18 protein-coding genes are annotated in these 25009 nt (G+C 46.2%); 7 read left to right on the top strand and 11 right to left on the bottom strand.

The window, feature by feature from the left end:
• Window positions 1–10: 10 nt before the first annotated feature.
• The 4 genes from RDP42_RS02195 to RDP42_RS02180 all read left to right on the top strand — a co-directional run bounded on the left by RDP42_RS02195 (window position 11) and on the right by RDP42_RS02180 (window position 6702).
• Complete coding sequence (locus RDP42_RS02195; RefSeq protein WP_308762340.1) at window positions 11–907, top strand: YitT family protein; 897 nt, start codon at window positions 11–13, stop codon at window positions 905–907.
• Window positions 908–1044: 137 nt separating this feature from the next.
• Window positions 1045–3606, top strand: coding sequence for a glycoside hydrolase family 2 protein (locus tag RDP42_RS02190; protein WP_308762339.1), 2562 nt, complete (start codon window positions 1045–1047; stop codon window positions 3604–3606).
• Window positions 3607–3640: 34 nt separating this feature from the next.
• Entirely contained in the window at window positions 3641–5959 is a 2319-nt protein-coding gene (locus RDP42_RS02185) for a family 20 glycosylhydrolase (RefSeq protein WP_374046897.1), read from the top strand.
• Window positions 5960–6111: 152 nt separating this feature from the next.
• A complete protein-coding gene (locus RDP42_RS02180) occupies window positions 6112–6702 on the top strand; it encodes a non-canonical purine NTP diphosphatase (RefSeq protein ID WP_308762372.1) in 591 nt (196 codons plus the stop codon).
• Here the strand turns inward: RDP42_RS02180 and RDP42_RS02175 are convergent.
• The 4 genes from RDP42_RS02175 to ychF form a co-directional block, all read right to left on the bottom strand.
• Entirely contained in the window at window positions 6699–7685 is a 987-nt protein-coding gene (locus RDP42_RS02175) for a winged helix-turn-helix domain-containing protein (protein ID WP_308762337.1), read from the bottom strand. The two genes, RDP42_RS02180 and RDP42_RS02175, sit on opposite strands and share 4 nt — an antisense overlap.
• A 219-nt stretch (window positions 7686–7904) precedes the next feature.
• Window positions 7905–8555 (bottom strand): chloramphenicol acetyltransferase, encoded by a 651-nt coding sequence (locus RDP42_RS02170; protein WP_308762336.1) that lies wholly within the window; start codon window positions 8553–8555, stop codon window positions 7905–7907.
• Complete coding sequence (locus tag RDP42_RS02165; RefSeq protein ID WP_308762335.1) at window positions 8552–9463, bottom strand: ketopantoate reductase family protein; 912 nt, start codon at window positions 9461–9463, stop codon at window positions 8552–8554. Before RDP42_RS02165 ends, RDP42_RS02170 begins: the two co-directional genes overlap by 4 nt.
• Window positions 9464–9533: 70 nt before the next feature.
• Entirely contained in the window at window positions 9534–10637 is a 1104-nt protein-coding gene (gene ychF / locus RDP42_RS02160; RefSeq protein WP_308762333.1) for a redox-regulated ATPase YchF, read from the bottom strand.
• A gap of 517 nt (window positions 10638–11154) precedes the next feature.
• Here ychF and RDP42_RS02155 point away from each other — a divergent pair.
• Window positions 11155–14403: a SusC/RagA family TonB-linked outer membrane protein gene (locus tag RDP42_RS02155; RefSeq protein WP_308762332.1), complete on the top strand. Its 3249-nt coding sequence runs from the start codon at window positions 11155–11157 to the stop codon at window positions 14401–14403.
• A 93-nt stretch (window positions 14404–14496) separates the two neighbouring features.
• Complete coding sequence (locus RDP42_RS02150) at window positions 14497–15981, top strand: SusD/RagB family nutrient-binding outer membrane lipoprotein (protein WP_308762331.1); 1485 nt, start codon at window positions 14497–14499, stop codon at window positions 15979–15981.
• A gap of 342 nt (window positions 15982–16323) precedes the next feature.
• Here RDP42_RS02150 and RDP42_RS02145 read toward each other — a convergent pair whose 3' ends face one another.
• Together RDP42_RS02145 and polA are read right to left on the bottom strand one after the other, a co-directional pair.
• Window positions 16324–16710: a DUF3836 domain-containing protein gene (locus RDP42_RS02145; RefSeq protein ID WP_308762330.1), complete on the bottom strand. Its 387-nt coding sequence runs from the start codon at window positions 16708–16710 to the stop codon at window positions 16324–16326.
• Window positions 16711–16863: 153 nt separating this feature from the next.
• Window positions 16864–19632 (bottom strand): DNA polymerase I, encoded by a 2769-nt coding sequence (gene polA / locus RDP42_RS02140; RefSeq protein ID WP_308762329.1) that lies wholly within the window; start codon window positions 19630–19632, stop codon window positions 16864–16866.
• A 94-nt stretch (window positions 19633–19726) separates the two neighbouring features.
• Between polA and RDP42_RS02135 the strand changes: the two genes are divergently transcribed.
• Entirely contained in the window at window positions 19727–20704 is a 978-nt protein-coding gene (locus tag RDP42_RS02135) for a polyprenyl synthetase family protein (protein WP_303914617.1), read from the top strand.
• 78 nt (window positions 20705–20782) lie between these two features.
• On the opposite strand, the gene deoC is transcribed toward RDP42_RS02135, so the two are convergent.
• The 5 genes from deoC to RDP42_RS02110 all read right to left on the bottom strand — a co-directional run bounded on the left by deoC (window position 20783) and on the right by RDP42_RS02110 (window position 25007).
• The gene (gene deoC, locus RDP42_RS02130) at window positions 20783–21736 is read right to left on the bottom strand and encodes a deoxyribose-phosphate aldolase (RefSeq protein ID WP_303914614.1); all 954 of its coding nucleotides are present in this window, start codon (window positions 21734–21736) and stop codon (window positions 20783–20785) included.
• 5 nt (window positions 21737–21741) lie between these two features.
• Complete coding sequence (locus RDP42_RS02125) at window positions 21742–22062, bottom strand: nucleotide pyrophosphohydrolase (RefSeq protein ID WP_303914611.1); 321 nt, start codon at window positions 22060–22062, stop codon at window positions 21742–21744.
• Window positions 22063–22064: 2 nt separating this feature from the next.
• Window positions 22065–22517 carry a D-aminoacyl-tRNA deacylase gene (gene dtd / locus RDP42_RS02120; RefSeq protein ID WP_308762328.1) on the bottom strand — a complete coding sequence of 151 codons (453 nt, stop codon included), beginning with the start codon at window positions 22515–22517 and terminating at the stop codon, window positions 22065–22067.
• 33 nt (window positions 22518–22550) lie between these two features.
• Complete coding sequence (uvrC, locus tag RDP42_RS02115; RefSeq protein WP_308762327.1) at window positions 22551–24383, bottom strand: excinuclease ABC subunit UvrC; 1833 nt, start codon at window positions 24381–24383, stop codon at window positions 22551–22553.
• 99 nt (window positions 24384–24482) lie between these two features.
• On the bottom strand, window positions 24483–25007 hold the full coding sequence (locus tag RDP42_RS02110; RefSeq protein WP_303914604.1) for an adenine phosphoribosyltransferase: 525 nt from the start codon (window positions 25005–25007) through the stop codon (window positions 24483–24485).
• Window positions 25008–25009 lie beyond the last annotated feature (2 nt).

Below are 25009 nucleotides of genomic sequence, written 5' to 3'. Positions count from 1 at the left end.
TTATTTTTCTATGGAGACATTATTGAAAAAGAAATTAGGGAGAGAGTCAAGGGATTATTTGGCTATTACCTTTGGATTGATTTGCTATTCTATCGGTTGGGCGGCCTTTATGCTTCCTTACCAGATTACTACCGGAGGAGTCACAGGTATTGCTGCTATTATTTATTATGCAACGGGCATTGAAATACAGGTTTCCTATTTTATTATCAATGCGGTCTTTTTAGGCTTTGCACTGAAGATTTTAGGTCCGAAATTCAGTATCAAGACCATCTTTGCTATTTTCATGCTGACTTTCCTGCTCTGGTTTTTCCAGATGATTCTAAAAGATGAGAATGGAAACCTGCCCCAATTGCTGGGGCCTGGACAGGACTTCATGGCCTGTGTGATAGGAGCTGGTCTGTTGGGATTCGGTATCGGTATCGTCTTTTGTAACAACGGAAGTACGGGAGGTACGGATATCATTGCATGGATTATCAACAAGTACAAGGATGTAACCTTGGGGCGGATGATGATGTATTGCGATATTGTCATCATTTCTTCCTGTTATTTTATTTTCCATGACTGGCGTCGGGTGTTGTTCGGTTTCTGCGTGCTGTTTATCATGAGCATTGTGATTGACTATGTCATCAACAGTACCCGTCAGTCTGTGCAGTTCTTGATTTTCTCTCGCAAATACAATGAAATAGCCGAGGGGATTGCTACACAGATTGACCGTGGAGTGACGCTGCTTGACGGACAGGGCTGGTATAGCAAGCAGGACATCAAAGTGGTGGTTGTTTTGGCCAAGAAGAGAGAATCACTCGACATTTTCCGCTTGGTAAAAGACATTGATCCCAACGCATTTATTTCGCAAAGTAATGTAGTGGGAGTGTACGGGGAAGGCTTTGATAAACTTAAAGTAAAATAAACATTTCCCTAAGATATTTAAAATGAAAGAAGGTTTTCTCGTTTAATTTGCTTAATCGGGAAAACTTTTTTTAATTTGTAAATAAATATTGTGATACTTAAATCTATAGCGTGAAAAGAATATTCAAATTTATTCTGATGGCAGTATGGCTCCTAACCTGTGCTTTCGGAAATCATGTGTGGGGAAAAAGTTTACCTCAAGTCCGTCTGTTGCATACGGGCTGGGAATTTTCAATGTATGGCAGTAACGAATGGTTGTCTGCTGAAGTCCCAGGTACGGTTCATCAAGATTTGCTGGCTCACCATCAATTGCCGGATCCTTTTTATGGCATGAATGAGGAGAAAATCCAATGGGTAGAAAAAGAAGACTGGCAGTATCGCACTTCATTCGTGCTTGGCGAAGAAGAAATGGAGATGGAAGAAGTGTTTCTGGTTTTTGAAGGACTGGATACCTATGCCGATGTGTTCTTGAACGGTTCTCTTTTATTGAAGGCGGATAATATGTTTGTGGGCTACCGCATCCCCGTCAAGAAAGTATTGAAAAAGGGTGAAAACAAGCTGGTGGTACGTTTTCGTTCACCTATTCGGGAGGCGATGCCCCAATGGGAAAGTAACGGATTCGATTATCCGGCAGACAATGATCATTTCCCACAGAAATTAAGTGTGTTTACACGTAAAGCTCCTTACTCTTATGGCTGGGACTGGGGCATTCGTATGGTGACCTGTGGCATCTGGCGTCCTGTGTACCTGGAGTTTGCCAATAAGGCGGTGGTAGAAGATTATTTTGTGCATCAGACGTCTGTGAGTGCAGCCCGTGCAGAGGTGGACAATCAAATAGAGATAAATAATATAGGCAATGATAGGCAGCAGGCTCTTGTCCGCGTCACTTATCGCTATCCTGGAGAGGCTGATAAAAGCATGGAAAAGAAGGTAGAGCTTCAGCCGGGACAAAATACCGTGTCGCTTCCGTTGTCGGTAGAATCACCGCATCTTTGGATGCCCAACGGTTGGGGAGAGCCTGCGTTGTATGAGTTTGAAGCATCGGTATGGATTGATGGACAGCTGGTTTCGCAGAAAAGCCATCAAATAGGGCTTCGTCAAGTACGTGTGATACAAGAAAAGGACAAAGAGGGAATGAGCTTCTATTTTGAAGTGAACGGTATTCCGATGTTCGCCAAGGGTACCAATTTGATTCCTTCCGATGCCTTGCTTCCGCGGGTGACTCGTGCTCGTTATGCGCGTTTACTGGAAGATGCACAAGCTTCTCACATGAATATGATACGTGTGTGGGGAGGTGGTATCTATGAAGATGATGCTTTCTTTGAGGAGGCCGACAAGCGGGGAATCCTTATCTGGCAGGATTTTATGTTTGCTTGTACCACGTATCCGCACGATCCGGCTTTCCTGCATCGGGTATCGGAAGAGGCTGAATACAATATCAAACGGTTGCGGAATCATGCCTCATTGGCCATGTGGTGTGGCAACAATGAGATTTATGAAGGCTTGCGTTATTGGGGCTGGAAAGAAAAATATACACCGGAAGTCTATCAGCAGATGCTGGAAGGATACGATGTGCTTTTCCGTCAGCTTCTGCCGGAAAAAGTGAAAGAGCTGGATCCGGGTCGGTTCTATCTGGAGGGTTCTCCGTATGAGGCCAACTGGGGAAGACCGGAAAGCTGGAAGATTGCCGACAGCCATAACTGGGGTACCTGGTATGGCCAGAAACCTTTTGAGAGCCTCGACAAGGAGATTCCGCGGTTTATGAGCGAATATGGGTTTCAGGCCTTCCCGGAAATGAAGACCATCCGTACGTTTGCTTCTCCGGAAGACTATGAGCTGGAATCGCCGGTGATGAACGCACATCAGAAGAGTACCATCGGGAATGCCTTGATAAAAAAGACGATGGCCCTCTATTATCCAGTGCCGGAGAAATTTGAAGATTTGGTATATGCTGGTCTTGTATTGCAAGGACAGGGCATGCGTCATGGCATGGAGGCACATCGCCGGAATCGCCCGTATTGTATGGGAAGTCTGCCTTGGCAGCTGAATGACAGCTGGCCAGTCGTGTCCTGGTCGGCCATCGACTATTACGGCAATTGGAAAGCCATGCAGTACCAGACCCAAAGGGCTTTTGCTCCGGTGCTGATCAATGCCATCCGGGAAGGAGATAAACTGCGCGTATATGTGTTGTCCGATTGCCTGAAAGGGGAGAAAGTGACCTTGCAACTGGAATGGACTGACTTCCAGGGAAAGGTACATCGTCGGCAGCAAATAGACGGTAACTTGCCGGTCAATGCTTCGGAGGTACTCTATGAAGAGGATTGGCAGAAGGCTTTTGCAGCCTGTGATACGACGGCTTCCTTCTTGCGTATGACCTTAAAAGGCCATCAAAGCCGGAAGATACTCTCGGATGAAGTCTACTATCCGGTATATCCCAAATACCAGCGTCTGCCTAAGGCGAAGATTTCTTGCAAGAAAACTCCTAAGAAAGGGGTTTACGAGCTAACCTTGAAATCCAATTTGCTGGCGCGGGATGTATTTATAGAGATACCGGTGCAAGGGGTACGTTTTTCCGATAACTTCTTTGATTTGCTGCCGGGAGTGACCAAGAAAGTGACGGTCTCTTCGGCCGATGGAAGTCCTTTGGAAGATATTACGGTCCATATTCATCAATTGAGTGATATTACTTCTAATTATTAACCTTTATATTATCGACATGAAACCATTTTCAAAAATGAATTGTTTGGGGTTGGCATTGGCTGGAATGCTGATCACTTCGTGTACGGATAGTCCGACCGCAGTCGCAGACTATCAGGTGGTACCTATGCCATTGGAAATTACAGTGGCATCACAGGGATCGTTTCTGCTGAAGGGTGGAGAAACGGTTTATTATCCTGCCGGAAACGAAAAAATGAAAAAGAATGCGGAGTTCCTGGCTACTTTTATCAAAGAACAGACGGGGATTACGTTGAAGACACAAGAAGGAGAGAAAGAAGAGGGAATTGTGTTGAAGCTGGGTCTGGAAGCCAATTCTCCGGAAGCATATCGTTTGACGGTGGACGGAAAGAAAGTGGTGATTGCCGCTCCTTCGGAAGCTGGTGTGTTCTATGGTATCCAGACTTTACGTAAGTCTGTATCTGTGCATGAAGGAGGGGGTGCCATTGAATTGCCTGCCGTAGAGATTAATGACAGTCCGCGCTTCAGCTATCGTGGAATGATGCTCGATGTAGGTCGTCATATGTTTACGGTAGATGAAATCAAAACATACATCGACATGCTGGCGTTGCACAACATCAACCGTTTCCACTGGCATCTTTCTGAAGACCAGGGATGGCGTATTGAAATCAAGAAATATCCGAAGCTGACCGAAATCGGTTCCAAACGTAGTGAAACGGTTATCGGACGCAACTCGGGCGAATACGACGGTAAGCCTTACGGTGGTTTCTATACCCAGGAACAGGCTAAGGAAATTGTGGCCTACGCGGCAGAACGTTACATCACAGTGATTCCGGAAATCGACATGCCGGGACACATGCAGGCAGCTTTGGCGGCTTATCCGGAACTGGGATGTACAGGTGGTCCGTATGAAGTATGGCGTATGTGGGGTATCTCCGATAATGTGCTTTGTGCCGGAAACGACAAGACCATTCAATTTATCAAGGATGTGCTGGCTGAAATTATCGAAATCTTCCCTTCTAAATACATTCATGTAGGTGGCGACGAATGTCCGAAAGTGAAGTGGGAGACTTGTCCGAAGTGTCAGGCCCGTATCAAAGCCTTGGGTATCAAGGGTGACAGCAAGCATTCCAAGGAAGAATATTTGCAGAGCTATGTGATTCATGAAGCCGAGAAGTTCCTCACTGAGCATGGACGGAACATGATTGGGTGGGATGAAATCTTAGAGGGTGGATTGGCTCCGAATGCCACAGTCATGTCTTGGAGAGGCGAAGCAGGAGGTATTGAAGCCGCTCACCAGAAGCACAATGTCATTATGACGCCGAATACTTACCTGTATTTCGACTATTATCAGGCAAAGGATACCGACAATGAACCGTTAGCTATCGGTGGCTATCTGCCGATTGAAAGAGTGTATAGCTACGAACCGATGCCTGCTGCACTTTCTCCGGAAGAACAGAAATACATCACGGGTGTGCAGGCCAATCTGTGGACGGAATACATTCCTACGCTTGCACAGGCGCAGTACATGGTATTGCCGCGTATGGCTGCCCTTTGCGAGACCCAGTGGAGTGCTCCTGAAAAGAAGAAAGATTATCAGGGATTCCTGAAACGTACGGCTCGTCTGACCAAGATTTATCAGTTGAAGGGCTGGAACTATGCGACTCATATCTTTGATGTGAACGTGAATATTGTGCCGAATTCGGAAACCGGTAAACTGGATGTCAGTGCCGCTACGATTGATGAGGCTCCGATATACTATACACTCGACGGAACTGAACCGACAGCTTCTTCTACCAAGTTTGAAGGTAATTTGAGCATCGATGCGGCTTGTGTATTGCGCATGATGGCGGTACGTCCGGAAGGCAATTCCCGTGTGACACTCGACAGCATCTCATTCAGCAAGTCTACGGCGAAACCGATTACAATGCTGCAACCTATCAACAAGCCCTACGAGTTCAAGGGAGCGGTGACGTTGGTAGACGGTATGACCGGTAACCGGAACTACAAGACCGGCCGTTGGATAGCGTTCTACAAGAATGACATGGAAGCGGTAATTGATTTGAAGGAAGCGACTGAAATCAGTTCCATGACCCTGCGTACCTGCGTGGAAAAAGGTGACTGGATTTTTGATGCCAGAGGAATCACGGTAGAAGTATCTGATGACAACAAGACCTTCAAAAAGGTGGCTTCAGAAACTTATCCGGCCATGACCGAAAAGGATGCCAATCAGATTTATACGCATACGCTGAAGTTTACGCCGGTAAAGACCCGTTATGTGAAAGTTACCGCCTTGTCTGAAAAGAACATTCCGGCATGGCACGGAGGAAAAGGCAATCCGGGCTATCTGTTTGTGGATGAAATCGTACTGAACTAATATATTGACAGTTCTTTTATAACGATGGGGTCTGGTTTCCTGAGAAGGAAGCTGGACCTTTTTTATGCAATTATTGAAAGGAGTATTTGAATTGTCGACCGACGATATATATCTTTGTACCTGTAAATGTGATTATTTAGAACAACTGCATGATGAAAAAAAAGTTGGTTTTTGCGACAAACAATGCCCATAAGTTGGACGAAATACGGGCCATCTTGGGAGATAAGGTAGACATCTTGAGCCTGAAAGATATTCATTGTGAGGCAGATATTCCTGAAACGGCAGACACCTTGGAGGGAAATGCGGCACTCAAGGCGGAGTATATTTATCAGCACTACGGTATGGATTGCTTTGCAGACGATACGGGTCTGGAAGTGGAAGCACTGAATGGAGCTCCCGGAGTGTATTCGGCACGCTATGCGGGTGGTGAAGGACACGACTCAGAGGCCAATATGAAGAAGTTGCTGGCTGAGCTGGAGGGAAAAGACAACCGGAAGGCACAGTTCCGTACGGCCATCTGCCTGATAGAAGGAGGACAGTCGCACTTGTTTGAAGGAATCGTAAAAGGTGAAATCATCCGGGAGAAACGGGGAGCCTCAGGCTTTGGTTACGATCCGGTGTTTGTACCCGAAGGTTATGCCGAGACTTTTGCCGAGATGGGGGCAGAAGAGAAAAATAAAATCAGCCACCGGGCAAGGGCCGTACAGCATTTGTGTGAGTACCTGAACGGACAGCCTTCTTAATTTGAAACATTGTCCGCAGTAAGCGTACACTTCAGATAATATCCCCGTCCCTTGACGGTGACAATCCGATAATCCGGGAAGTCTTGTAGGACTTTCCGGATGGTTTGTATATGGGTTTCGAGTTTTTCGTTGGCTTCGGCATCATCTGGCCAGCAAGTGGCTGTAATTTCCTCCCGATTGACGCATTCTCCATTCTTCGTCCACAATTGATGGAGAATCTGTAAATCCAGGCGGGAGATGGCACATTGTATGCCGTCGATGAGGAGGGCCTGATGCGTCAGATCAATGTAGAGGCCTTTTGCAGGCTTTTTCTGCCGTTTTTTGTAGCGTAGGTAAAGCAATACGCCTCCGGCGAACAGCACCAGGAAAAAGGTACCATAATAAGCCACAGGGACATAGCGCAGCAGCGTAAGGAAGTCGTAGTCTGCCCACCCCTGCAACTGGAGATTGTGCGTCAGGTCGAGCTGATAGACGGGCGTTCGATAAGCTGAGGCTGTCGGCAGGATGCCTGCCCGTGTTTGGGTGCGGGCCTGCGTGTGGATATAAAACACTCCGGCCATTCCACTGATGTGTCTTTGGGCAAGTTGTGCCTGGAACAGCTGGTTGATTTGTTCGGCATTGACTGGCAGAATATCATCTAACAAGTATTCATTCAGCAGTTTCCGGGCAGTGGCTTCCGGAATACTGTCCTGAAATACATAAGTCGTTTTTTTCTCCAAGGTTTGGAGGGTATAGCTCTTGATTTTCCGGTTAGTAATGGGAGCAAGAAGATAGGCCTTGAGCGCAGGGTCTACGAATAGTCTGTTGTCTGTCTGAAAAGTATTTAGACGGTCCTCATAATGCAAGCGTTCGGCTTCCCGTAAAGCCTTGTTGATGGCCGTGTGAACCTGTGTCCGGCTGCAGCGGAAGGCGATGTCGCAGATGGCAATGCAGGCACGGAAAAAAACGGCGGCAAACAGGAGTGTGATAATTCTTTTTTTCATGACAGCTTCTTTGAGGACAAATTAAACGAAAAAAAGCGGGAATTCAAAAACGTAACGGTATCCATGAGAAAGTGGGCTTGCTTGTTTTAGGTTTCCCAGTCAGGAAACATACGTTTCTCGGTGCGGAAACATACGTTTCGCGTAAGGAAAACGTACGTTTCCGCGCCGGAAAACGTAAAAAAGAACGAGGCCTTTTCCAGGAAATTTACCTGTGTTTTCTTATCTTTCTTTCAGAAATTGTGCTACTTTCTCAAAAAACTGGGAGATGTGGGCTCCGTCCACGAACGCATGACTCACTGTCAGGGCAATGGGCATTACCAGCCGTCCTTCCCGCTTGACGGCCTTTCCTGCGTTCATCAGCGGGTAATCCAACGGATGACCGGGGGCATACTGTGTGTAGGAAATAGACGTGAAATACAATTTCGGAGTCGCGCTGAGCAGGATGACGTCGAAGTCTCCCTGCGCGGTAATTTCCTTGTCGGTGCCGTACGGGTCTCCATCTTCCGGAATGGACGTGATGATGCACCGGGCTTCTTCGTAGAAGGCCTTGAAATCGCTTTGCCAGGGGATACGTACGGTGTAGAAGGTCTTTCCGGGGACGGCAATCGGGGTGGTGATGTCTACCGTGTCATGGTAGACCACCTGGCCATTTTTGTCCCATCGGTAGCGGAACTCCTTGATTTCGTTTGCAGCACGGAGTACGGCATACAGGTAATACAGGAAAAAGGAATGTCCTTTGGCCTTGGCTTCGGCGTAAGCTTCGGTACAGTCCACTTCGCTGGTGATGGCAATCCATGAGTTATGGAAGTCACGGAAGAAGAGATAATTGTCCTTCCGTTCCCAGGTGTCAATGTCAATCAGGTGTTTCATGCAGGTTTGAATTTCTGCGCCACTTTTCGGTAGGTAGGCATGTCGATGTGTAACTGTTCTCCTAAGGCAATCATGTCGAAGAGCAGGCCCTGAATTTCCGATTCATGACCGCGGGCGATGTCCTTCTGCATGGAAGCCGTGCTGTGCGGGTCGAGCTTGTCGATGACCATCAGGTTGTAAGCAACCGGGTCGTGGGGGTAGTGGATGCCTAATTTCTCACCTATCTGTGCACTTTCACGCGACAGGCCGATGAAGGTATCACGTACTTCACCTTCGTGTTGCACTTCTCCCATCGGCACGTCGTGATAAGCTCCTGTGCAGGCCATGGCAGAGATGAATGACCATTTGATGAAGGTATCACGGTTGATATCGTCCGATACGTCTACTTTGATACCGCATGCACGGAGTTCTTCGGCAATGGCTTCCAGCCGTTCGGGGGCGACATGCTGTTCCGGACGGGCTCCAAATACCAGGCGGAAGATGCTTCCCATCTGACTGATTTCTCCTTCACCGGACACGAAGCCTACGATGTAAATACAGCCGTCGAGTACTTTGACCGACGGAACAAGGCGTCCGATACGAGGACCAGTGCCATACACATTGAGGATAGGGATCACCAGTGTGTCGGGAGTGGCAGCCTGTTCCAGCACGTCCTTGATGGAGTCGATGGAATAGCCTTTCACGCAGACAAAGATCACGTCGGCTTTTCCCTGAAATTCTTCGGCGGTACAGGCTTTTACGGGGAGAAAATGTTCGCCTTTCAAATCCGATTTCAAATGCAATCCCTGACGACGGATGGCCTCCAGGTGCTTTCCACGGGCGATGCAAGTGACATCCTTGCCAGCCAAGGCAAGAAATCCGGCGATGCATCCTCCTACACCGCCTGTTCCGATGATAAGATAGTTCATGGTGTAATCAATTTAGAGGGATAAAAAAACAGCACGGAACCGTGGAGGTTCCGTGCTGAGGTAATGAGTTTTATACGTTGAAACGGAAGTGCATGATGTCACCGTCTTCCACGATGTAATCCTTACCTTCCACATTGAGTTTTCCAGCCTCACGTACAGCTGCTTCTGAACCGTAGTGGATGAAGTCGTCATACTTGATGACCTCGGCGCGGATAAAGCCTTTTTCAAAGTCGGTGTGGATGACACCGGCACACTGCGGAGCTTTCCAACCTTTGTGGAAGGTCCATGCACGGACTTCCATCTTTCCGGCCGTGAAGTAAGTTTCCAGGTTCAGCAGCTTGTAGGCGGCTCGTATCAGTCGGCTCACGCCTGATTCTTCCAGTCCGACTTCCTGCAGGAACATTTGACGATCTTCGTAGGTTTCCAGTTCGGCAATATCGGCTTCCGTTTTGGCGGCTACAATCAGGATTTCAGCGCCTTCGTCTTTGACTGCTTCGCGTACCTGCTCTACGTATTTGTTGCCATTTACCGCACTGCCTTCGTCCACGTTGCAGACATACAGTACCGGTTTGGAAGTCAGCAGGAACAAGTCGTGTGCGATTTTCTGCTCATCCTTTGATTCAAACTGTACGGTGCGGGCTGATTTTCCTTGCAGCAGGGCATCGCGGTAGCGTACCAGTACTTCGTAAGTTTGTTTAGCCACCTTGTCGCCTCCGGTCTGTGCTTGTTTCTGTACTTTCTGGATACGGCTTTCGATGGTTTCCAGGTCTTTCAGCTGAAGTTCCGTGTCGATGATTTCCTTGTCGCGCACAGGATCAACACTTCCGTCCACATGGGTCACGTTTTCATCGTCAAAGCAACGCAACACGTGCAGGATGGCATCCGTTTCACGGATGTTGGCCAGGAACTTGTTGCCCAGTCCTTCTCCTTTGCTGGCTCCTTTCACCAGTCCGGCGATGTCCACAATTTCTACCGTAGTAGGAACGATGCGGTCCGGATCCACCAATTCGGCCAGCTTGTTGAGTCGGTCATCCGGTACGGTAATGACTCCTACGTTCGGTTCAATAGTACAGAATGGGAAATTGGCTGCCTGCGCTTTCGCGTTGGATAGGCAGTTGAAGAGTGTCGATTTTCCGACGTTCGGCAAACCGACGATACCACATTGTAATGCCATAATTTATAGTTTGTTTTTAATCTATTTCTACAGATAATCCTCTAATTTTCTGCAAAGATAGTGAAAGCCTTGCGCAGAGGCAAATAGAAAACGCAGTTTTCTGAATTTGACTATGCCAAGGCGCCTCCTGTCTTCTGGAAAGATAGTGAAAGCCTTGCGCAGAGGCAAATAGAAAACGCAGTTTTCTGAATTTGTCTATGCCAAGGCGCTTCCAGTCTATTTAAGTACTTTCTTTACATCCATGGCATTTATAGTTCAACCTATGTGCTTATTGCGAAACTATTAATGAATCCTATCCTTTCTTTGTTGTTTGTGCTTTTTCAATTTGTCTTGAAATGTTTATATTGAGTGGACTTATGAGCAAAATAATTAGATATCTGTGATAAAAAGATATATTTAATTTTATTTTTATGACTTTTTTATTTGTCTATTGCGAAAAATATAAATAGTTTTGCGGCCGAAATAATTCTTATAGCAAGTGAAAAATAACAAAATTGTGAATTAAAACTTTTTAAGCATGGGAAAAAGATTGTTATTGATGCTTATCTTTCTAGTTGCTATGGTAAGCATGGTTTCTGCACAGACTCGAAAAGTATTTGGAGTGGTTACCTCTTCTGAGGATGGAGCTCCTGTAGTCGGTGCTTCTGTCTTAGTGGAAGGGACAACTATCGGTACGATTACCGATATAGATGGAAACTTTGAAATCACCAATGTGCCTTCTTCCAGCAAGACTCTGCGAATCTCTTTTGTCAGCATGAAAACTGCTGAAGTAAAGATTGTATCTGGGAAAATGACAGTGGTGCTATACCCGGATACTGAGGTTTTGGATGAAGTGGTGGTTACGGCGCAAGGATTGACCCGTAAAGAAAAATCAATCGGTTATTCTGCTCAGAAAGTAGATGCAGAGAAGTTGACAGTAGCCCGACAGACAGATTTGGGTAATGCGATGGCGGGTAAAATAGCCGGTGCGCGTTTCTTCGGAAAGTCTGGTTCTACATTTGATTCAGGTAGTATTGTATTGCGTGGTTCATCAGACTTTACCAAGCCTTCCGGTAGCGAACCTATCTATGTGGTAGACGGTTCTATTTCCAATAAAGATGCGGTCAACATGGATGATGTGGAAAGCATCAATGTGTTGAAAGGTGCGGCTGCTACAGCTTTGTATGGTTCTCAGGGCGGTAACGGTGCAGTCATCATCACGACCAAATCAGCCAAACAAGGTGATGATAAGGGACATATCGAAGTAAGCCATACTCTTTCTTTCGATAAGTATTACAACCATTTTGATATGCAGAAGTCTTATGGTGGTGGTAGTTATGGAGATTATGGTGAACGTTATGCCAGTCAATACGAAGGTGTGGACGTAATGAGTCCGCAGTTCCTGTATGGTACATACGGTGGCATGCAGAATGCAGACGGATCTTATTATCTGGATTACGGTTCAGATGAAAGCTGGGGTGCCCGTTATGATTCCAATGTCATGATGGCCAATGCCAACTACTATGACCCTACCAGCTCACAATACATGAAGGCAAAACCGTTTGTACATGGATTGAATCTGGCAGATTTGTTCCAGACAGGTATGGCCAACACCACAAATGTGGCATTCTCCAAAGCAGGAAAGGATTACAGCACACGTGTTTCCTTTACCAATAGTCAGCGTGACGGTATCCAGCAGAACTCAGATGCAGTACGTCGTTACCTCGGAATCAAGACTACTTTCAAGCCGGTTAAATGGTTGAACATATCTATGGATTATAAGTACACCTACCGTAGGGACCATAATGGAGCAACTGAAGGATATGGGGCAACGGGTAATGCCTTATATGATTTCCTGCAATGGGGACATACGGAAGTAGACTTGAATGACTTTAAGGATTACAAACGGCCGGATGGTACATGGAGAACTTGGAACATCATCTCTCCGGACAACCTGACAGCCAACTTCCATGATAACCCTTATGCTACTTTTGACAATATCAATAATTACAAGACTTATCGTTGGAATGTATTCACCGGTGATGCGGAAGTATTGCTGCCGCTCAACTTTAAAGCAGGTGTACGTGTAACTGGTAACATGAGAAATTATAACTACGAAAGCAAGCGTAATGAGGGTTCTATCAATTTCACGTCTTACTATGGTGAAGAACAGAATCATGTAAGTGACTTGACAATCCAGGGACGGTTGACCTGGGGTGACCGTTTCATCAACGACCGCTTGACCGTAGATGCGGCAGCCTTTATCGAACAGCGTAACTACGATTATGGCACGCTGGCTTCTAATACGACTGACGGATTGATTATGGATGGGTATTTCAACCTGGGAGCTTCTAATGGTTATGTGTCATCCAATAACAGTGAACAGCATTATAAGACCAGAAGTGTATTTGCTACTGCTACCGTGGGATTTGATGATACTTACTTCCTGGATGGCTCACTTCGTAATGACTGGGATTCCAGACTTCCGGTGACCAATAACAGTTATCTCTATGGAGGTCTCTCTGCCAGTGTGATGCTCAATCGGTTTATTGCTGATAAGGCTCCTTGGATTAACTATTGGAAAATACGTGGTTCGTTGGCCCAGGTAGGTTCAACCTTGGATGTATATAATACGATCATGCAGTATAATTATACGGATAGTGACAACACAAATTATAAATACAATTCCTTGACTTCTTTGTACCCTAACTCCACACAGCTGAATTCGTATATCAAGCCTACCATTTCTACTTCTTACGAAGTGGGTACTGAATTCAGACTGTTCAACAACCGTGTTTGGGGTGATATCAACTTCTACCGCCGTGACACAAAGAACCAGATTCTGAACATGACGGTTGCACCTCAGTCTGGTTTCTCATCTCGCCAGTTGAACTCCGGTTTGGTTCGTAACCAAGGTGTAGAAATCAGTCTTGGATTTACTCCGGTACGTACGAAGGACTTTCAATGGGATGTGGATGCCAATATTTCAAAGAACGACAACAAGTTGATTCGTTTGAATGAGAACATTACCAGCTATCAGCTGGATGGAAACAGCTTCTACTACTATTGGTATTTGAAAGCAATTGAAGGCAAACCGCTGGGTGTAATTACTACCATGGCCCGTTGGGCACGTAATGAGAACGGTCAGTTGATTTTGAGCCCGACTACTTCAAATGCATGGGGAGGTGGATATTCTCCGACGTATGAGTTCAATGAAGAGAAGGAAGTAGGTAACTTCCAGCCAGACTGGACCGGTGGTTTCTCTACCAACTTCCGCTATAAAAACCTGAGTGTAGCTGCCAACTTTGATTTCATGATTGGAGGTGAAATGGTATCATGGACAAACATGTGGTCTGTTGGTTCTGGTACGAGTGCTGCTACAGCTAAACTCAATGACAAAGGTATCAATGAACGTGAGCCGATTATCAATGGCGGTGGTGTAAGAGTAGATGGAGTAGATACAGATGGTAATCCGGTATCTTGTTATATGAATGCGTATACTTATTATCACTATAAAGCTTATTACGATTTGGATTCATGGGTATATAGCCGTTCTTATCTGAAAATGCGTGAACTTTCAGTCACCTATGACTTCCCGAAGTCACTTTTGGCGAAGGCAAAAATCGGTTTGAGCAATGCAAGTATCTCATTCGTTGCTTCCAATCCATGGTTGATTTATTCCGCATGTCCGAATGTGGATCCGTCTGAAACCGGTGACAACTGGTTGGAAGGTGGCCAGGCAGCGTCTACACGTTCTTTCGGATTTACAGTTAAATTAGGTTTCTAATTCAATTAATCAATAAGGAGATTAGATATGAAATTCTTTAAGACTTTAGCTATTGCTGCAACAGCATGTGTAACGATATTTACAAGTTGTAACATGGGAGATTTCGGTGACCTGAACGTAAGCCCGAACAAGCCGAACACAGCCTATACCTCCATGCTTTTTACTTATTCTGCCAGGTATGTGCGGAATTTCACCATGAATTCTTATACCTATGACCCATGGACACAGCTTAGAACCGGTTATTTGTCGGAAGCGAAGAACAACCAGTATGGAGGAATGACTACGACCACTACTTTTAATACGAAAAATTATTATTTGTATGTCATCAAGAATTTGAACACCATCATCGAAATGAACGAAGATGAAGCAACGAAGAATGATGTTTCTGTCATTTCATTTGGTGATAATGCCAACCAGATAGCCGTGGCAAAGACACTGAGAGCATTTTTCTATATGACATTGACCGATATCCTGGGGCCGTTGCCGTATTCAGATGCCTTCAAGGGTGAAAGTGAAGATAACTGGGAACCGAAATTCGATTCACAGGAAGACATCTATGCGGGTCTTGACGCAGATTTGCGGGAAGCATATAGCGAATTCAATACTTCCGGTTCATTGACGAGTGCTGACATCATCTATAATGGAGACATCGCCAAATGGAAGAAATTCAATGCTACTTTGCGTGCGATGATGGCCATCAAGATGGCTGACGTGGATCCGGCCAACGGAAAAGCACGGTTTGCACAAGCTTATCAGGATGGCATGATTACGGAGGTAGAAGATGGTTTCCATTATACTTTCGACAGTAACAGTTCGGCCTATGCGTGGATGTACTACATCGGCAACATGGACTATTCCGGAAGAAGTCTGTCTTTTGTGCCCAACAAAGTCATTGTAGATGCGCTGAAGGAATATCAGGACCCACGTATGTTCTCTTATTTCACACTGGATGGATATAGAGGTACGGTGGAAGGTGATCCGACTGACTTTAATGCATATAAAGGTGTACCGTTCGGATTGCCGACCAATGATGCAGTTATTTCCGCTGCAGAAGGATGTTGTAGTGTGGCAGCCAGCTATTGTGAACCGCAGGCAACCTACGGTGTCATCACAGCAGCACGTTCCTTGCTTGTGGCAGCTGAAGCAGCCGAACTGGGATGGATTGAGGCTGATCCGAAAGCTTTGTACGAAGCCGGTATTCGTGCGTCATTTGATTTTCAGGCTACTTATCACACCGCAGTTTCAGGCGTAGACGACTACATCAATTCGGCTAAGGTGACTTTGTCTGGCGACAAGGACACGGCTATCAAACAGATTGTAATGCAGCGTTTCTTGGCTGGATTTATGACGGATGGTATCGAATCCTGGTCAGACTGGCGTAGATATAATATTCCGGTGCTGCCCATTTATGAAGGCCAGACAGATAATGGAGTAGAAGTATATCCTTATCGACTTTCTTATGCGGATACGGATAAGCAGTATAATGTGACCAACTCACAGGAAGCGATAGACAAATACCTCAATGGCAATGATGGTATGTGGGAACGCGTTTGGTGGGATGTGGCAGATAATATATGATACTAAAGTCACTCATTGATAAATTATCAGGATCTCGTTAAAAGGAACTTCTCTCTTAATTTAACGATATCAATTCACACAGAGACCGTCTCGATTGAGGCGGCCTCTTTTTGTTTGTTTCTCATTGAGGTATTCTAAGAGAATCCTTGCTATGGTTCGAAAATGGGGCGTATAGGCCATTTTATATGCGGTACCTGGTTGGTGTATGTTTCGTTGGTGTTTTGGCCGTAGAATGGAAAAGAAGGCCTATATACGTAAATAGACTTGATGCACATAACAAAAAAAGAGGCGCTTCCTCTCGAAGCACCTCTTTCAAAGAGAGTTTATGAATTTTTTATTTAATCATTTATCCATAGTAACGGTCATTTCAGGAATCAGAATGAAATCGTTCTTCTTGGAATTCCATTTGTAGTATTCAGTAGTTACACTCTTGTTGTCGTAAGTATACCGGATACACAAATCATTTTTCCAGCAGTTGTCGCTTGCATCCCATTTCTGCGACATATTTTCTGTCATTTGGTTATTGGCGTTATACTTGTAACTATATCTCATATAGTTTGTCAGCATATTGCCATCTTTCTTGTATACAGTTTCAGCAACTTTTAATCCGTTTACTTCTTCTGCATTGTAAATCAAATTATTATTCATCTTTTCAGCGTAAGTTGATACACTTGCGATGAAAGTCATAACCAAAACAACCAAACACTTTGCTAAACTTGTCTTTTTCATATCTTTTGTATTTTAAGGTTTTACTTACTTTTTGTTCCTTTTGACAGTGCAAATGTAGTAAAAGCTTTGATACGTTGTATGGTTTACCGCGAAAAAAATGCGATAAATTAGCAAAATGTCACGAATTAAGCATTCGTTAACAGATTGGATGAATTAGTGTGCTTCCAGCCAATTTTGTCCCCAACCATAGTCTGCACGCAGTGGAGCTTTCATTTTGTAAGCAGCTTCCATTTCGGATATCACAATTTGCTGTACTTTTTCTTTTTCTTCAGGCAAGACGCTGAAATTGAGTTCGTCGTGTACCTGAAGAATCATCTTTGAACGGATACCTTCTTCCAAGAAACGGTGGTAGATTCGGATCATAGCTACCTTAATAATATCGGCTGCACTCCCTTGAATCGGGGCGTTGATTGCATTTCGTTCGGCATAGCCTCTGACTACCGCATTTTTAGAGTTAATATCGGGCAGATAGCGTTTGCGCTTGAAGATGGTTTCGATGTAACCTTTCTCTCGTGCCTGACGGATACTTTCGTCCATGTAAGCTTTTACTTTCGGATAATTCTCAAAGTAACCGTCAATCAGTTCCTTGGCTTCTTTCCGGTCAACGTTCAGGCGTTCGGCCAGTCCGAAGACTGAAATGCCGTAAATAATGCCGAAATTGGCGGTTTTGGCCTTGCTGCGTTGTTCGCGGGTGACATCCTCCAGTTCCACCTTATATATTTTAGCGGCGGTGGCTGCATGAATGTCCTGTCCTTTCTGGAAAGCTTCTATCATGTGAGGATCACCACTTAGGTGAGCCATGATACGCAATTCAATCTGAGAATAGTCGGCCGAAAAAAATTCGCATCCTTCATCGGGGATGAAGGCTTTGCGGATTTCTTTCCCGTCCTCGTTGCGGATAGGAATGTTCTGTAAGTTCGGGTTACTGGAGCTTAATCGGCCAGTGGCCGTGACTGTTTGGTTGAAAGAGGTGTGAATACGTCCGGTTGCCGGATTAATCAGTTGGGGGAGGGCATCGATGTAGGTGCCTAACAACTTTTTCAGGCCGCGGTGTTCCAGGATTTTTCCGACAATCTCGTGCTTGCCTTTCAGGCTTTCCAGTACCTCTTCCGAGGTGACGTATTGCCCTGTTTTCGTCTTCTTGGCTTTTTCTACAATCTTCAAACGGTCGAAGAGTACCTCGCCGACTTGTTTAGGTGAAGCAATGTTGAATTCCATTCCGGCCAGTTGATACACTTCTTGTTCTATCTGGTTCATGCGGGCGGTAAAATGGCGGGAAGTCTCTTTCAAGGCTTCCGGGTCAATACGGACTCCCGTACGTTCCATGTAGGCCAGTACCGGCATGAGCGGCATTTCAATTTCCTCAAACAGTTTCTCGACTCCGTTTTCCACCAGTTCCTTCTCAAGTACGTGTTTCAACTTGAGCGTGACATCGGCATCCTCGCAGGCGTATTTGTAGACATCCACCGGAGGCAGGTCGCGCATGTTGCCCTGTTTTTTTCCTTTCGGTCCGATGAGTTCTTCAATCTTGATGGTTTCGTAGTGCAAGTACACTTCGGCTAAGTAGTCCATGCCGTGGCGCAGTTCAGGCTGTAGCACATAATGGGCAATCATGGTGTCGAACATTTTTCCCTGAAGAGTCACTCCGTAATGTGCTAATACATTCAGGTCATATTTGATGTTTTGCCCGATTTTGAGCGAATGGGGATTTTCGAAGGCGGGTTTAAATATATTCACAATTTTAAGAGCTTCTTCACGATTGGCCGGTACCGGTACATAAAAAGCCTGATTTTCGGCAAAACTGAAGCTCATTCCCACCAGTTCGGCGGTGATGGGGTCTACTCCCGTGGTTTCCGTGTCTAAACTGAAAAAATCTTGAGCAAGTAATTTTTGGGCTAAAATCTCCATTTTCTCTTGATTGTCAACCAGTTGATAATCGTAGGGGAGAGATTCTAACCTCGTGAGATTTGAATTTTTGGCGTCGCCTGTATCTTCCTGCGCAAATAAGCCAAAGAGATCGGGTTGAGCGGAGGGGGAAGAAGGAGCCTTCTGTTCGGTTTTGAGTACCCGGTCAATCAGGGTCCGGAATTCCAGCATTTCGAACAAGCGGCGCAACTCTTCTTCGTTGGGGGCTTCTTTTTTCAGTGCTTCCATGTCAAGGGCGATGGGCACATCCGTTTTGATGGTTGCCAGGAATTTGGAGAACGTAATTTGTTCCTTGTTTTCTTCTACCTTCTTTTTAAGAGCTCCTTTCAGTTCGTCGGTATGCGCTAACAGGTTCTCGATGCTTCCGAATTGCGCAATCAGTTTCTGGGCTGTCTTTTCTCCTACACCGGGACAGCCGGGAATGTTGTCGGCCGTATCTCCCATCAGGCCCAGCATGTCGATGACCTGTAGGGGAGACTCGATGTCGAATTTAGCTTTGACTTCCTTGACTCCCATGACCTCGAAATCTTTGTCACCGTATTTCGGACGGTACATAAATACGCAGTCGCTCACCAGCTGACCGTAGTCCTTGTCGGGGGTCATCATGTAAGTGGGGATACCTTTCTTTCCGGCTTCAGTAGCCAGTGTACCGATTACGTCGTCGGCTTCATAGCCTTGCACCTCCAGAATAGGAATATTGTAGGCACGGATAATATCTTTGATGATAGGGACAGACTGCCGGATGGCTTCCGGTGTTTCTTCCCGCTGAGCTTTGTAGGCTTCATAAGCTTCGTGGCGAAACGTAGGTCCCGCGGGGTCGAAAGCAATGCCGATGTGTGTCGGATTTTCTTTCCGCAAGACCTCTTCCAGTGTGTTGACAAATCCTAAAATGGCCGAGGTATTCAGACCTTTAGAATTGATACGGGGATTCTTGATAAAGGCGTAGTAGGCACGATAAATCAATGCGTAAGCGTCTAGTAGAAATAGTTTCTCCATTCGTGTAAAAATATTAAGATTTTTCATGTAAAAGTACAAAAAAATACGGTATTCGGTCTTTTATTATTACTTTTGTGGGCTTAAATGAATGTACATGAACAAAATTGAGTTAATAAAGCAGCCTGTAGAAAAGGAATTGGAAGAATTCAGAACGCTTTTCGAGAGTTCTTTGACCAGTACAGACCCTTTACTGGGAGAAGTGCTGTCGTACGTAAAGAAGCGGAGTGGAAAGATGATGCGTCCGATACTGGTGATGCTGATGGCCAAATTGTTCGGTACAATAAACGATTCTACTTTTCATGCCGCTCTTTCGCTGGAATTACTTCATACAGCCAGTCTGATTCACGATGATGTGGTAGACGAAAGTGACAAACGCCGTGGGCAGTCCTCAGTCAATGCAATCTATAATAATAAAGTGTCTGTGCTGGTGGGCGATTACATGCTGGCTACAAGTTTGAAACATGCGGCTCATACCGGTAAGGTGGAGTTGGTGGAACTGGTGGCTTGTCTGGGACAGGAACTTTCGGAAGGAGAAATCTTGCAGTTAGGCAATACGGGCAAGGAAGATTTTGCAGAAAATACCTACTTTGATATCATCCGGAAGAAAACAGCTGCCTTGTTCAAAGCCAGTGCGCAAAGTGGGGCAGTTTCAGTAGGAGCCTCTTCGGAAGAGGCGATGAAAGCAGCACTTTTTGGTGAAATGCTGGGTATTGCCTTCCAGATAAAGGATGATATTTTTGATTATTTTGAGAGTCCTGAGTTAGGTAAACCGACAGGCAATGACATGCTTGAAGGAAAACTGACGCTGCCGGCCTTGTATGTGTTGAACAAATTACACGATGATGCTTCTCTGAAGGAACTGGCGTTACGGATACGTGCTTTGCATGCATCGAAAGAAGAGATTGCACAGTTTGTGGAGACGGTGAAGAAGGAGGGAGGCATTGAGTATGCCACTCGGAAAATGTATGAGTTCCGCGAGAAAGCATTGGCACTTTTGCCAGCTTCTGCCGACGAAGCGATTCGGACTTCACTTACTGCTTATATTGATTACGTTATCGAGCGAAACAAGTAACTCGTGTCATCCATAAGAAATGCCCCTTTCTTACGTGGTTTTCCCGCGATAGAAAGGGGCATTTTATTTTCTTTTTGATTAGAAGAACTTGGTCTCACTGCCTACAATTTCTGAAAGCAGGAGGTTGGCCAGACGGCTGGTGCCCAAACGGAACCGTTCGTTGGTCAGCCATTCTTCACCCAGCAGTTCCTTCACGATGGTATAATAAACCAATGCATCGTGTACGGAGTTGATGCCGCCGGCAGGTTTAAAACCTACTTTTCGACCTGTTTCCAAGAAGTATTCCTTGATGGCCTGGCACATCACATAAGCTGCTTCCGGAGTGGCTGCCGGTTTTTCTTTTCCGGTAGAAGTCTTGATGAAGTCTGCTCCGCAATACATGGAAAGAATGGAAGCTTTCTTGATGTTAGACGCACTGCCCAGAGCACCTGTTTCCAGGATTACTTTCAGGTGTTTCTCACCGCATACTTCTTTCAGTTCTTCGATTTCATCGCACATTCCCTCGTAGTCTCCGCTCAGGAACTTTCCGACCGGAATGACAATGTCGATTTCATCGGCACCGGCATGAAGGGCCATGGCAGTTTCTGCTACCTTGACTTCCATGAAGGTCTGTGAAGAAGGGAAGCCTCCCGATACGCAGGCAATCTTGACATCGTCTGCTTCAAGGGTATCGTTGACAATCTCGGCCATGTTAGGGTAGACGCAGATGGCGGCTACGTTCTTCAGATCTGGGTAACGGTCCACAAATTCATTCACTTTTTCGGTAAACTTCATCACGCTCGGTTCGCTGTCCGTACATTTCAGTGTGGTCAGGTCGATGCAGTTGAAAAGGAATTTCTTTACCTCCAGGGTGTTGTTCTCTTCCAGATGTTTCTCGATGAGCTTCGCTGTTTTTTCAGCGATTTCATCGTCATTCAGCTTCGTATTGTACTTGTGTAATGCCTCGTCATACTTGCTGGTCTGGTTCGGGTTTTCTCTTTCGTCCTCGGGGTTGTATCCATATCCGTCCCCATGTTCGCGATAATGTTCCATACTCTTTATAGTTTAGGGTTGTTTTTATGTCTGTCTTTGTCGCGGGTCGTTTTTTTCTCCAGGTTCTTGCGGAAAGCCTCGGTCAGGTCCACTCCTGTCTGGTTAGCCAGGCAAAGCAATACCCAAAGCACATCCGCCATTTCATCGCCCAAGTCCGTCTTTTCTCCCGCCTTGAACGACTGGTCGCCGTAGGTTCGTGCCATGATGCGGGCCAGTTCTCCCACTTCTTCTGTGAGCACGGCCATGTTGGTCAGTTCACTGAAGTATCTCACTCCATACGTTTTGATCCACGTATCTACCGTTTTCTGTGCTTCTTCCAGTGTCATAGTTATTCTTTGTTTTTGGTATCCATGCAGATGGTTACCGGTCCATTGTTAATAAGTTCCACTTTCATGTCGGCTCCGAATTCACCGGTGCCCACTTCTTTGCCGAGGGCGATGCTCAGCTCGTTGCAGAAGTAGTTGTAAAGAGGAATTGCCGTCTCATGTTCTGCCGCCCGGATGTAGGAAGGACGGTTCCCTTTCTTGGTGGAAGCCATCAAGGTAAACTGGCTGATGACCAGAATTTCTCCCTGCACATCCAAAATGGATTTGTTCATCACTCCGTTTTCATCGTCAAACACACGCAGGTTGACAATCTTCTTGCAGAGCCAGTCGGCGTCTTCCTGGGTGTCGGCTTCCTCAATACCGACCAGTACCATGAAGCCCTCTTTTATGGCCGATTTGCATGTCCCGTTGATGGTCACGGAGGCACGCGTCACACGTTGTATAACTACTCTCATGATATTCGTTTTCTTTCTACAAAAATACGCATTTTATTTGGATTCCGACAGCGATTCCTTGACGCTTTTCGCTGCGCTTTCTCCGATGACCTCTGCAATCTCTTCCAGGGTAGCCTGGCGAATGCGGGCCACGCTTTTGAATTTCTTCAGCAGGGCGGTTTTCCGTTTCTCTCCAATACCTTTGATGGTGTCGAGAGCCGAGGCAATCTGACTCTTGCTTCGCTTGTCGCGATGGAACGTGATGGCAAAACGGTGTACCTCGTCCTGTATGTTTTCCAGTAAGTGGAACAGGGGAGTACCTTGTTTGATGCCGAGAGTTTGCGGCGGAAATCCGTATAGAATCTCTGAGGTCCGATGCCGGCTGTTCTTGGCCAGTCCCACAATGGGTATTTGTAGGTGCAGTTCATCTTCTATGACTTCTCGTACGACTTCCATTTGTCCCTTTCCACCGTCGGTTAGAATCAGATCGGGCAGTTCGCCTTGCTCCTCTAAAATCCGTGAATAGCGGCGGCGTACTACCTCCTGCATGGAAGCATAATCATCGGGACCCACCACGGTTTTGATAAGGTATTTGCGGTAATCCTTTTTGCTGGGTTTGGCTTTCTTGAACACCACGCAGGCCGCCACAGCGTCCGAACCTTGTATGTTGGAGTTATCGAAACATTCGATGTGGTTCGGCATTTTCTCCAGGTGGAGCTGTGCCTGAATTTCCTTCATCAAGCGTACACTCCGTTGTTCTGGATTCAGCTTTTCTGCCTGTTTCAACCGGTCTACTTTGTATTGTTTGACGTTCATCAACGAAAGGTCGAGCAGGTGTTTCTTTTCGCCTCGCTGGGGTACGGTAAACGTTACCCCGTTCATTTCCATATCCAGCTCGAATGGCACGATAATTTCCTTGGAGGTACTCTTGTAACGCTCCCTCATTTCCACGATACCGAGCGAAAGCAATTCTTCCTTGCTCTCGTTCATCCGCAGCTTGTATTCAAAGGTGAAGGCCTGGTTGATACATCCGTTGGTGATGTGTAGGTAATTGATGTAAGCCGTGTTTTCGTCCGTTTCTATCGAGAATACATCAATCTGGTGGAGGGTAGCACTGACTACTTCGCTCTTGGCACGGTAGCTTTCGATAAGCAGGTATTGTTCCTTTACCTTCTGTGCTTCTTCGAAACGCATCTCTCCGGCCAGCCGTTTCATCTCTTCCATCAGGGCGTTGCTCACGGCCTGTGTGTTTCCTTTCAACAGCTCTTTTGCCTGTGCGATGTGCTGCATGTATTCCTCGTGCGATTGCTGTCCGATGCAAGGTCCCAGGCAGTTCTTGATGTGGTATTCCAGGCACACCTTGAACTTTCCCTGTGCGATGTTTTCAGGAGTCAGGGCGAGGTGGCAGGTGCGTAGCGGATACAACTTCTTGATTAGTTCCAGGATGGCTACCATTGAAGGGATATGGCTGTAAGGACCGTAGTAGGTAGACCCGTCGCGGATGATTTTCCGGGTCTTGTAGATACGCGGAAAATACTCGTTGCTGACGCAGATGGAAGGGTAGGTCTTGTCGTCTTTCAACAGCACATTATAGCGCGGCTTGTATTTCTTGATAAGGTTGTTCTCCAGCAGCAGGGCATCCTCTTCCGTATTGACTACGATGTAGCGGATGTCCGTAATCTTCGACACCAGCATCCGCGTCTTAGCCGACTGGTGGTCTTTGGAAAAATAAGAGTACACCCGTCGTTTCAGGTTCTTGGCTTTCCCTACATAAATAATGACTCCTTCCTTGTTCAAGTATTGGTAAATGCCCGGACCATCCGGCAGGTTCAGTACAATTCCCTTCAGGTATTCGCGGGTATTTTCTTTCTTTTCTACCTCTTCCATGGTTGCTGTTTAGGGTTGAAAAGCAGCCTTCCCTGCAGGGGCTTTCCGCTCCTCGCAAAGAAGGCTGCTTGGATTTTTTTGTATTACGCCGAAGCGGTTTTACAGCTTCAGCAGGGTAGTGACTTCTACGTTTTCGTCGAATGCTTTCCGGCCGTTCAGTCCTTCCAGTTCGATGACAAAGTTAACGTATGCTTGCTTCACTCCGCAGCGTTTCACCAGTCGGTGAGCGGCTGCCATGGTGCCTCCTGTTGCTAACAGGTCGTCGTGCAGCAACACCACGTCGTCAGGGCTGATGGCATCTTTGTGAATCTGGATGGTGTCGGTGCCGTATTCCTTTGCATAGGTTTCTTCAATCACCTCAGCCGGCAGTTTACCCGGCTTGCGGGCCATGATGAATCCTGCTCCCAGACGGGCGGCCAAAGCCCCTCCTAAGATAAATCCTCTCGATTCGATTCCCACTACTTTGGTGATACCTTTGTCCTTGTACATCTCGTAGAGTTCGTCAATCATGCCCTGTAAGCATTCTGGGTTTTTGAAGAGGGTAGTGACATCGTAGAACAAGATGCCTGGCTTGGGAAAATCAGGGATTTCCCGGAGGTTTTTCTTTAATGTTTCTTTGTTCATAT

The sequence above is a fragment of the uncultured Bacteroides sp. genome, from assembly GCF_902472605.1.
Classification (GTDB): Bacteria; Bacteroidota; Bacteroidia; order Bacteroidales; family Bacteroidaceae; genus Phocaeicola.
This window is presented reverse-complemented; position numbering and strand designations above follow the sequence as displayed.

What these genes read in the sequence shown, in the direction of transcription:
- RDP42_RS02195 (WP_308762340.1), top strand. Translation starts at nt 11, where the DNA reads ATGGAGACATTATTGAAAAAGAAATTAGGGAGAGAGTCAAGGGATTAT.
- polA (WP_308762329.1), bottom strand. Translation starts at nt 19,632, where the DNA reads ATGGAGAAACTATTTCTACTAGACGCTTACGCATTGATTTATCGTGCC.
- RDP42_RS02165 (WP_308762335.1), bottom strand. Translation starts at nt 9,463, where the DNA reads ATGAACTATCTTATCATCGGAACAGGCGGTGTAGGAGGATGCATCGCC.
- RDP42_RS02175 (WP_308762337.1), bottom strand. Translation starts at nt 7,685, where the DNA reads ATGAAAAAAAGAATTATCACACTCCTGTTTGCCGCCGTTTTTTTCCGT.
- RDP42_RS02110 (WP_303914604.1), bottom strand. Translation starts at nt 25,007, where the DNA reads ATGAACAAAGAAACATTAAAGAAAAACCTCCGGGAAATCCCTGATTTT.
- dtd (WP_308762328.1), bottom strand. Translation starts at nt 22,517, where the DNA reads ATGAGAGTAGTTATACAACGTGTGACGCGTGCCTCCGTGACCATCAAC.
- RDP42_RS02180 (WP_308762372.1), top strand. Translation starts at nt 6,112, where the DNA reads ATGAAAAAAAAGTTGGTTTTTGCGACAAACAATGCCCATAAGTTGGAC.
- RDP42_RS02145 (WP_308762330.1), bottom strand. Translation starts at nt 16,710, where the DNA reads ATGAAAAAGACAAGTTTAGCAAAGTGTTTGGTTGTTTTGGTTATGACT.
- RDP42_RS02135 (WP_303914617.1), top strand. Translation starts at nt 19,727, where the DNA reads ATGAACAAAATTGAGTTAATAAAGCAGCCTGTAGAAAAGGAATTGGAA.
- uvrC (WP_308762327.1), bottom strand. Translation starts at nt 24,383, where the DNA reads ATGGAAGAGGTAGAAAAGAAAGAAAATACCCGCGAATACCTGAAGGGA.
- deoC (WP_303914614.1), bottom strand. Translation starts at nt 21,736, where the DNA reads ATGGAACATTATCGCGAACATGGGGACGGATATGGATACAACCCCGAG.
- RDP42_RS02150 (WP_308762331.1), top strand. Translation starts at nt 14,497, where the DNA reads ATGGGAGATTTCGGTGACCTGAACGTAAGCCCGAACAAGCCGAACACA.
- ychF (WP_308762333.1), bottom strand. Translation starts at nt 10,637, where the DNA reads ATGGCATTACAATGTGGTATCGTCGGTTTGCCGAACGTCGGAAAATCG.
- RDP42_RS02190 (WP_308762339.1), top strand. Translation starts at nt 1,045, where the DNA reads ATGGCAGTATGGCTCCTAACCTGTGCTTTCGGAAATCATGTGTGGGGA.
- RDP42_RS02125 (WP_303914611.1), bottom strand. Translation starts at nt 22,062, where the DNA reads ATGACACTGGAAGAAGCACAGAAAACGGTAGATACGTGGATCAAAACG.
- RDP42_RS02155 (WP_308762332.1), top strand. Translation starts at nt 11,155, where the DNA reads ATGGGAAAAAGATTGTTATTGATGCTTATCTTTCTAGTTGCTATGGTA.
- RDP42_RS02185 (WP_374046897.1), top strand. Translation starts at nt 3,641, where the DNA reads ATGAATTGTTTGGGGTTGGCATTGGCTGGAATGCTGATCACTTCGTGT.
- RDP42_RS02170 (WP_308762336.1), bottom strand. Translation starts at nt 8,555, where the DNA reads ATGAAACACCTGATTGACATTGACACCTGGGAACGGAAGGACAATTAT.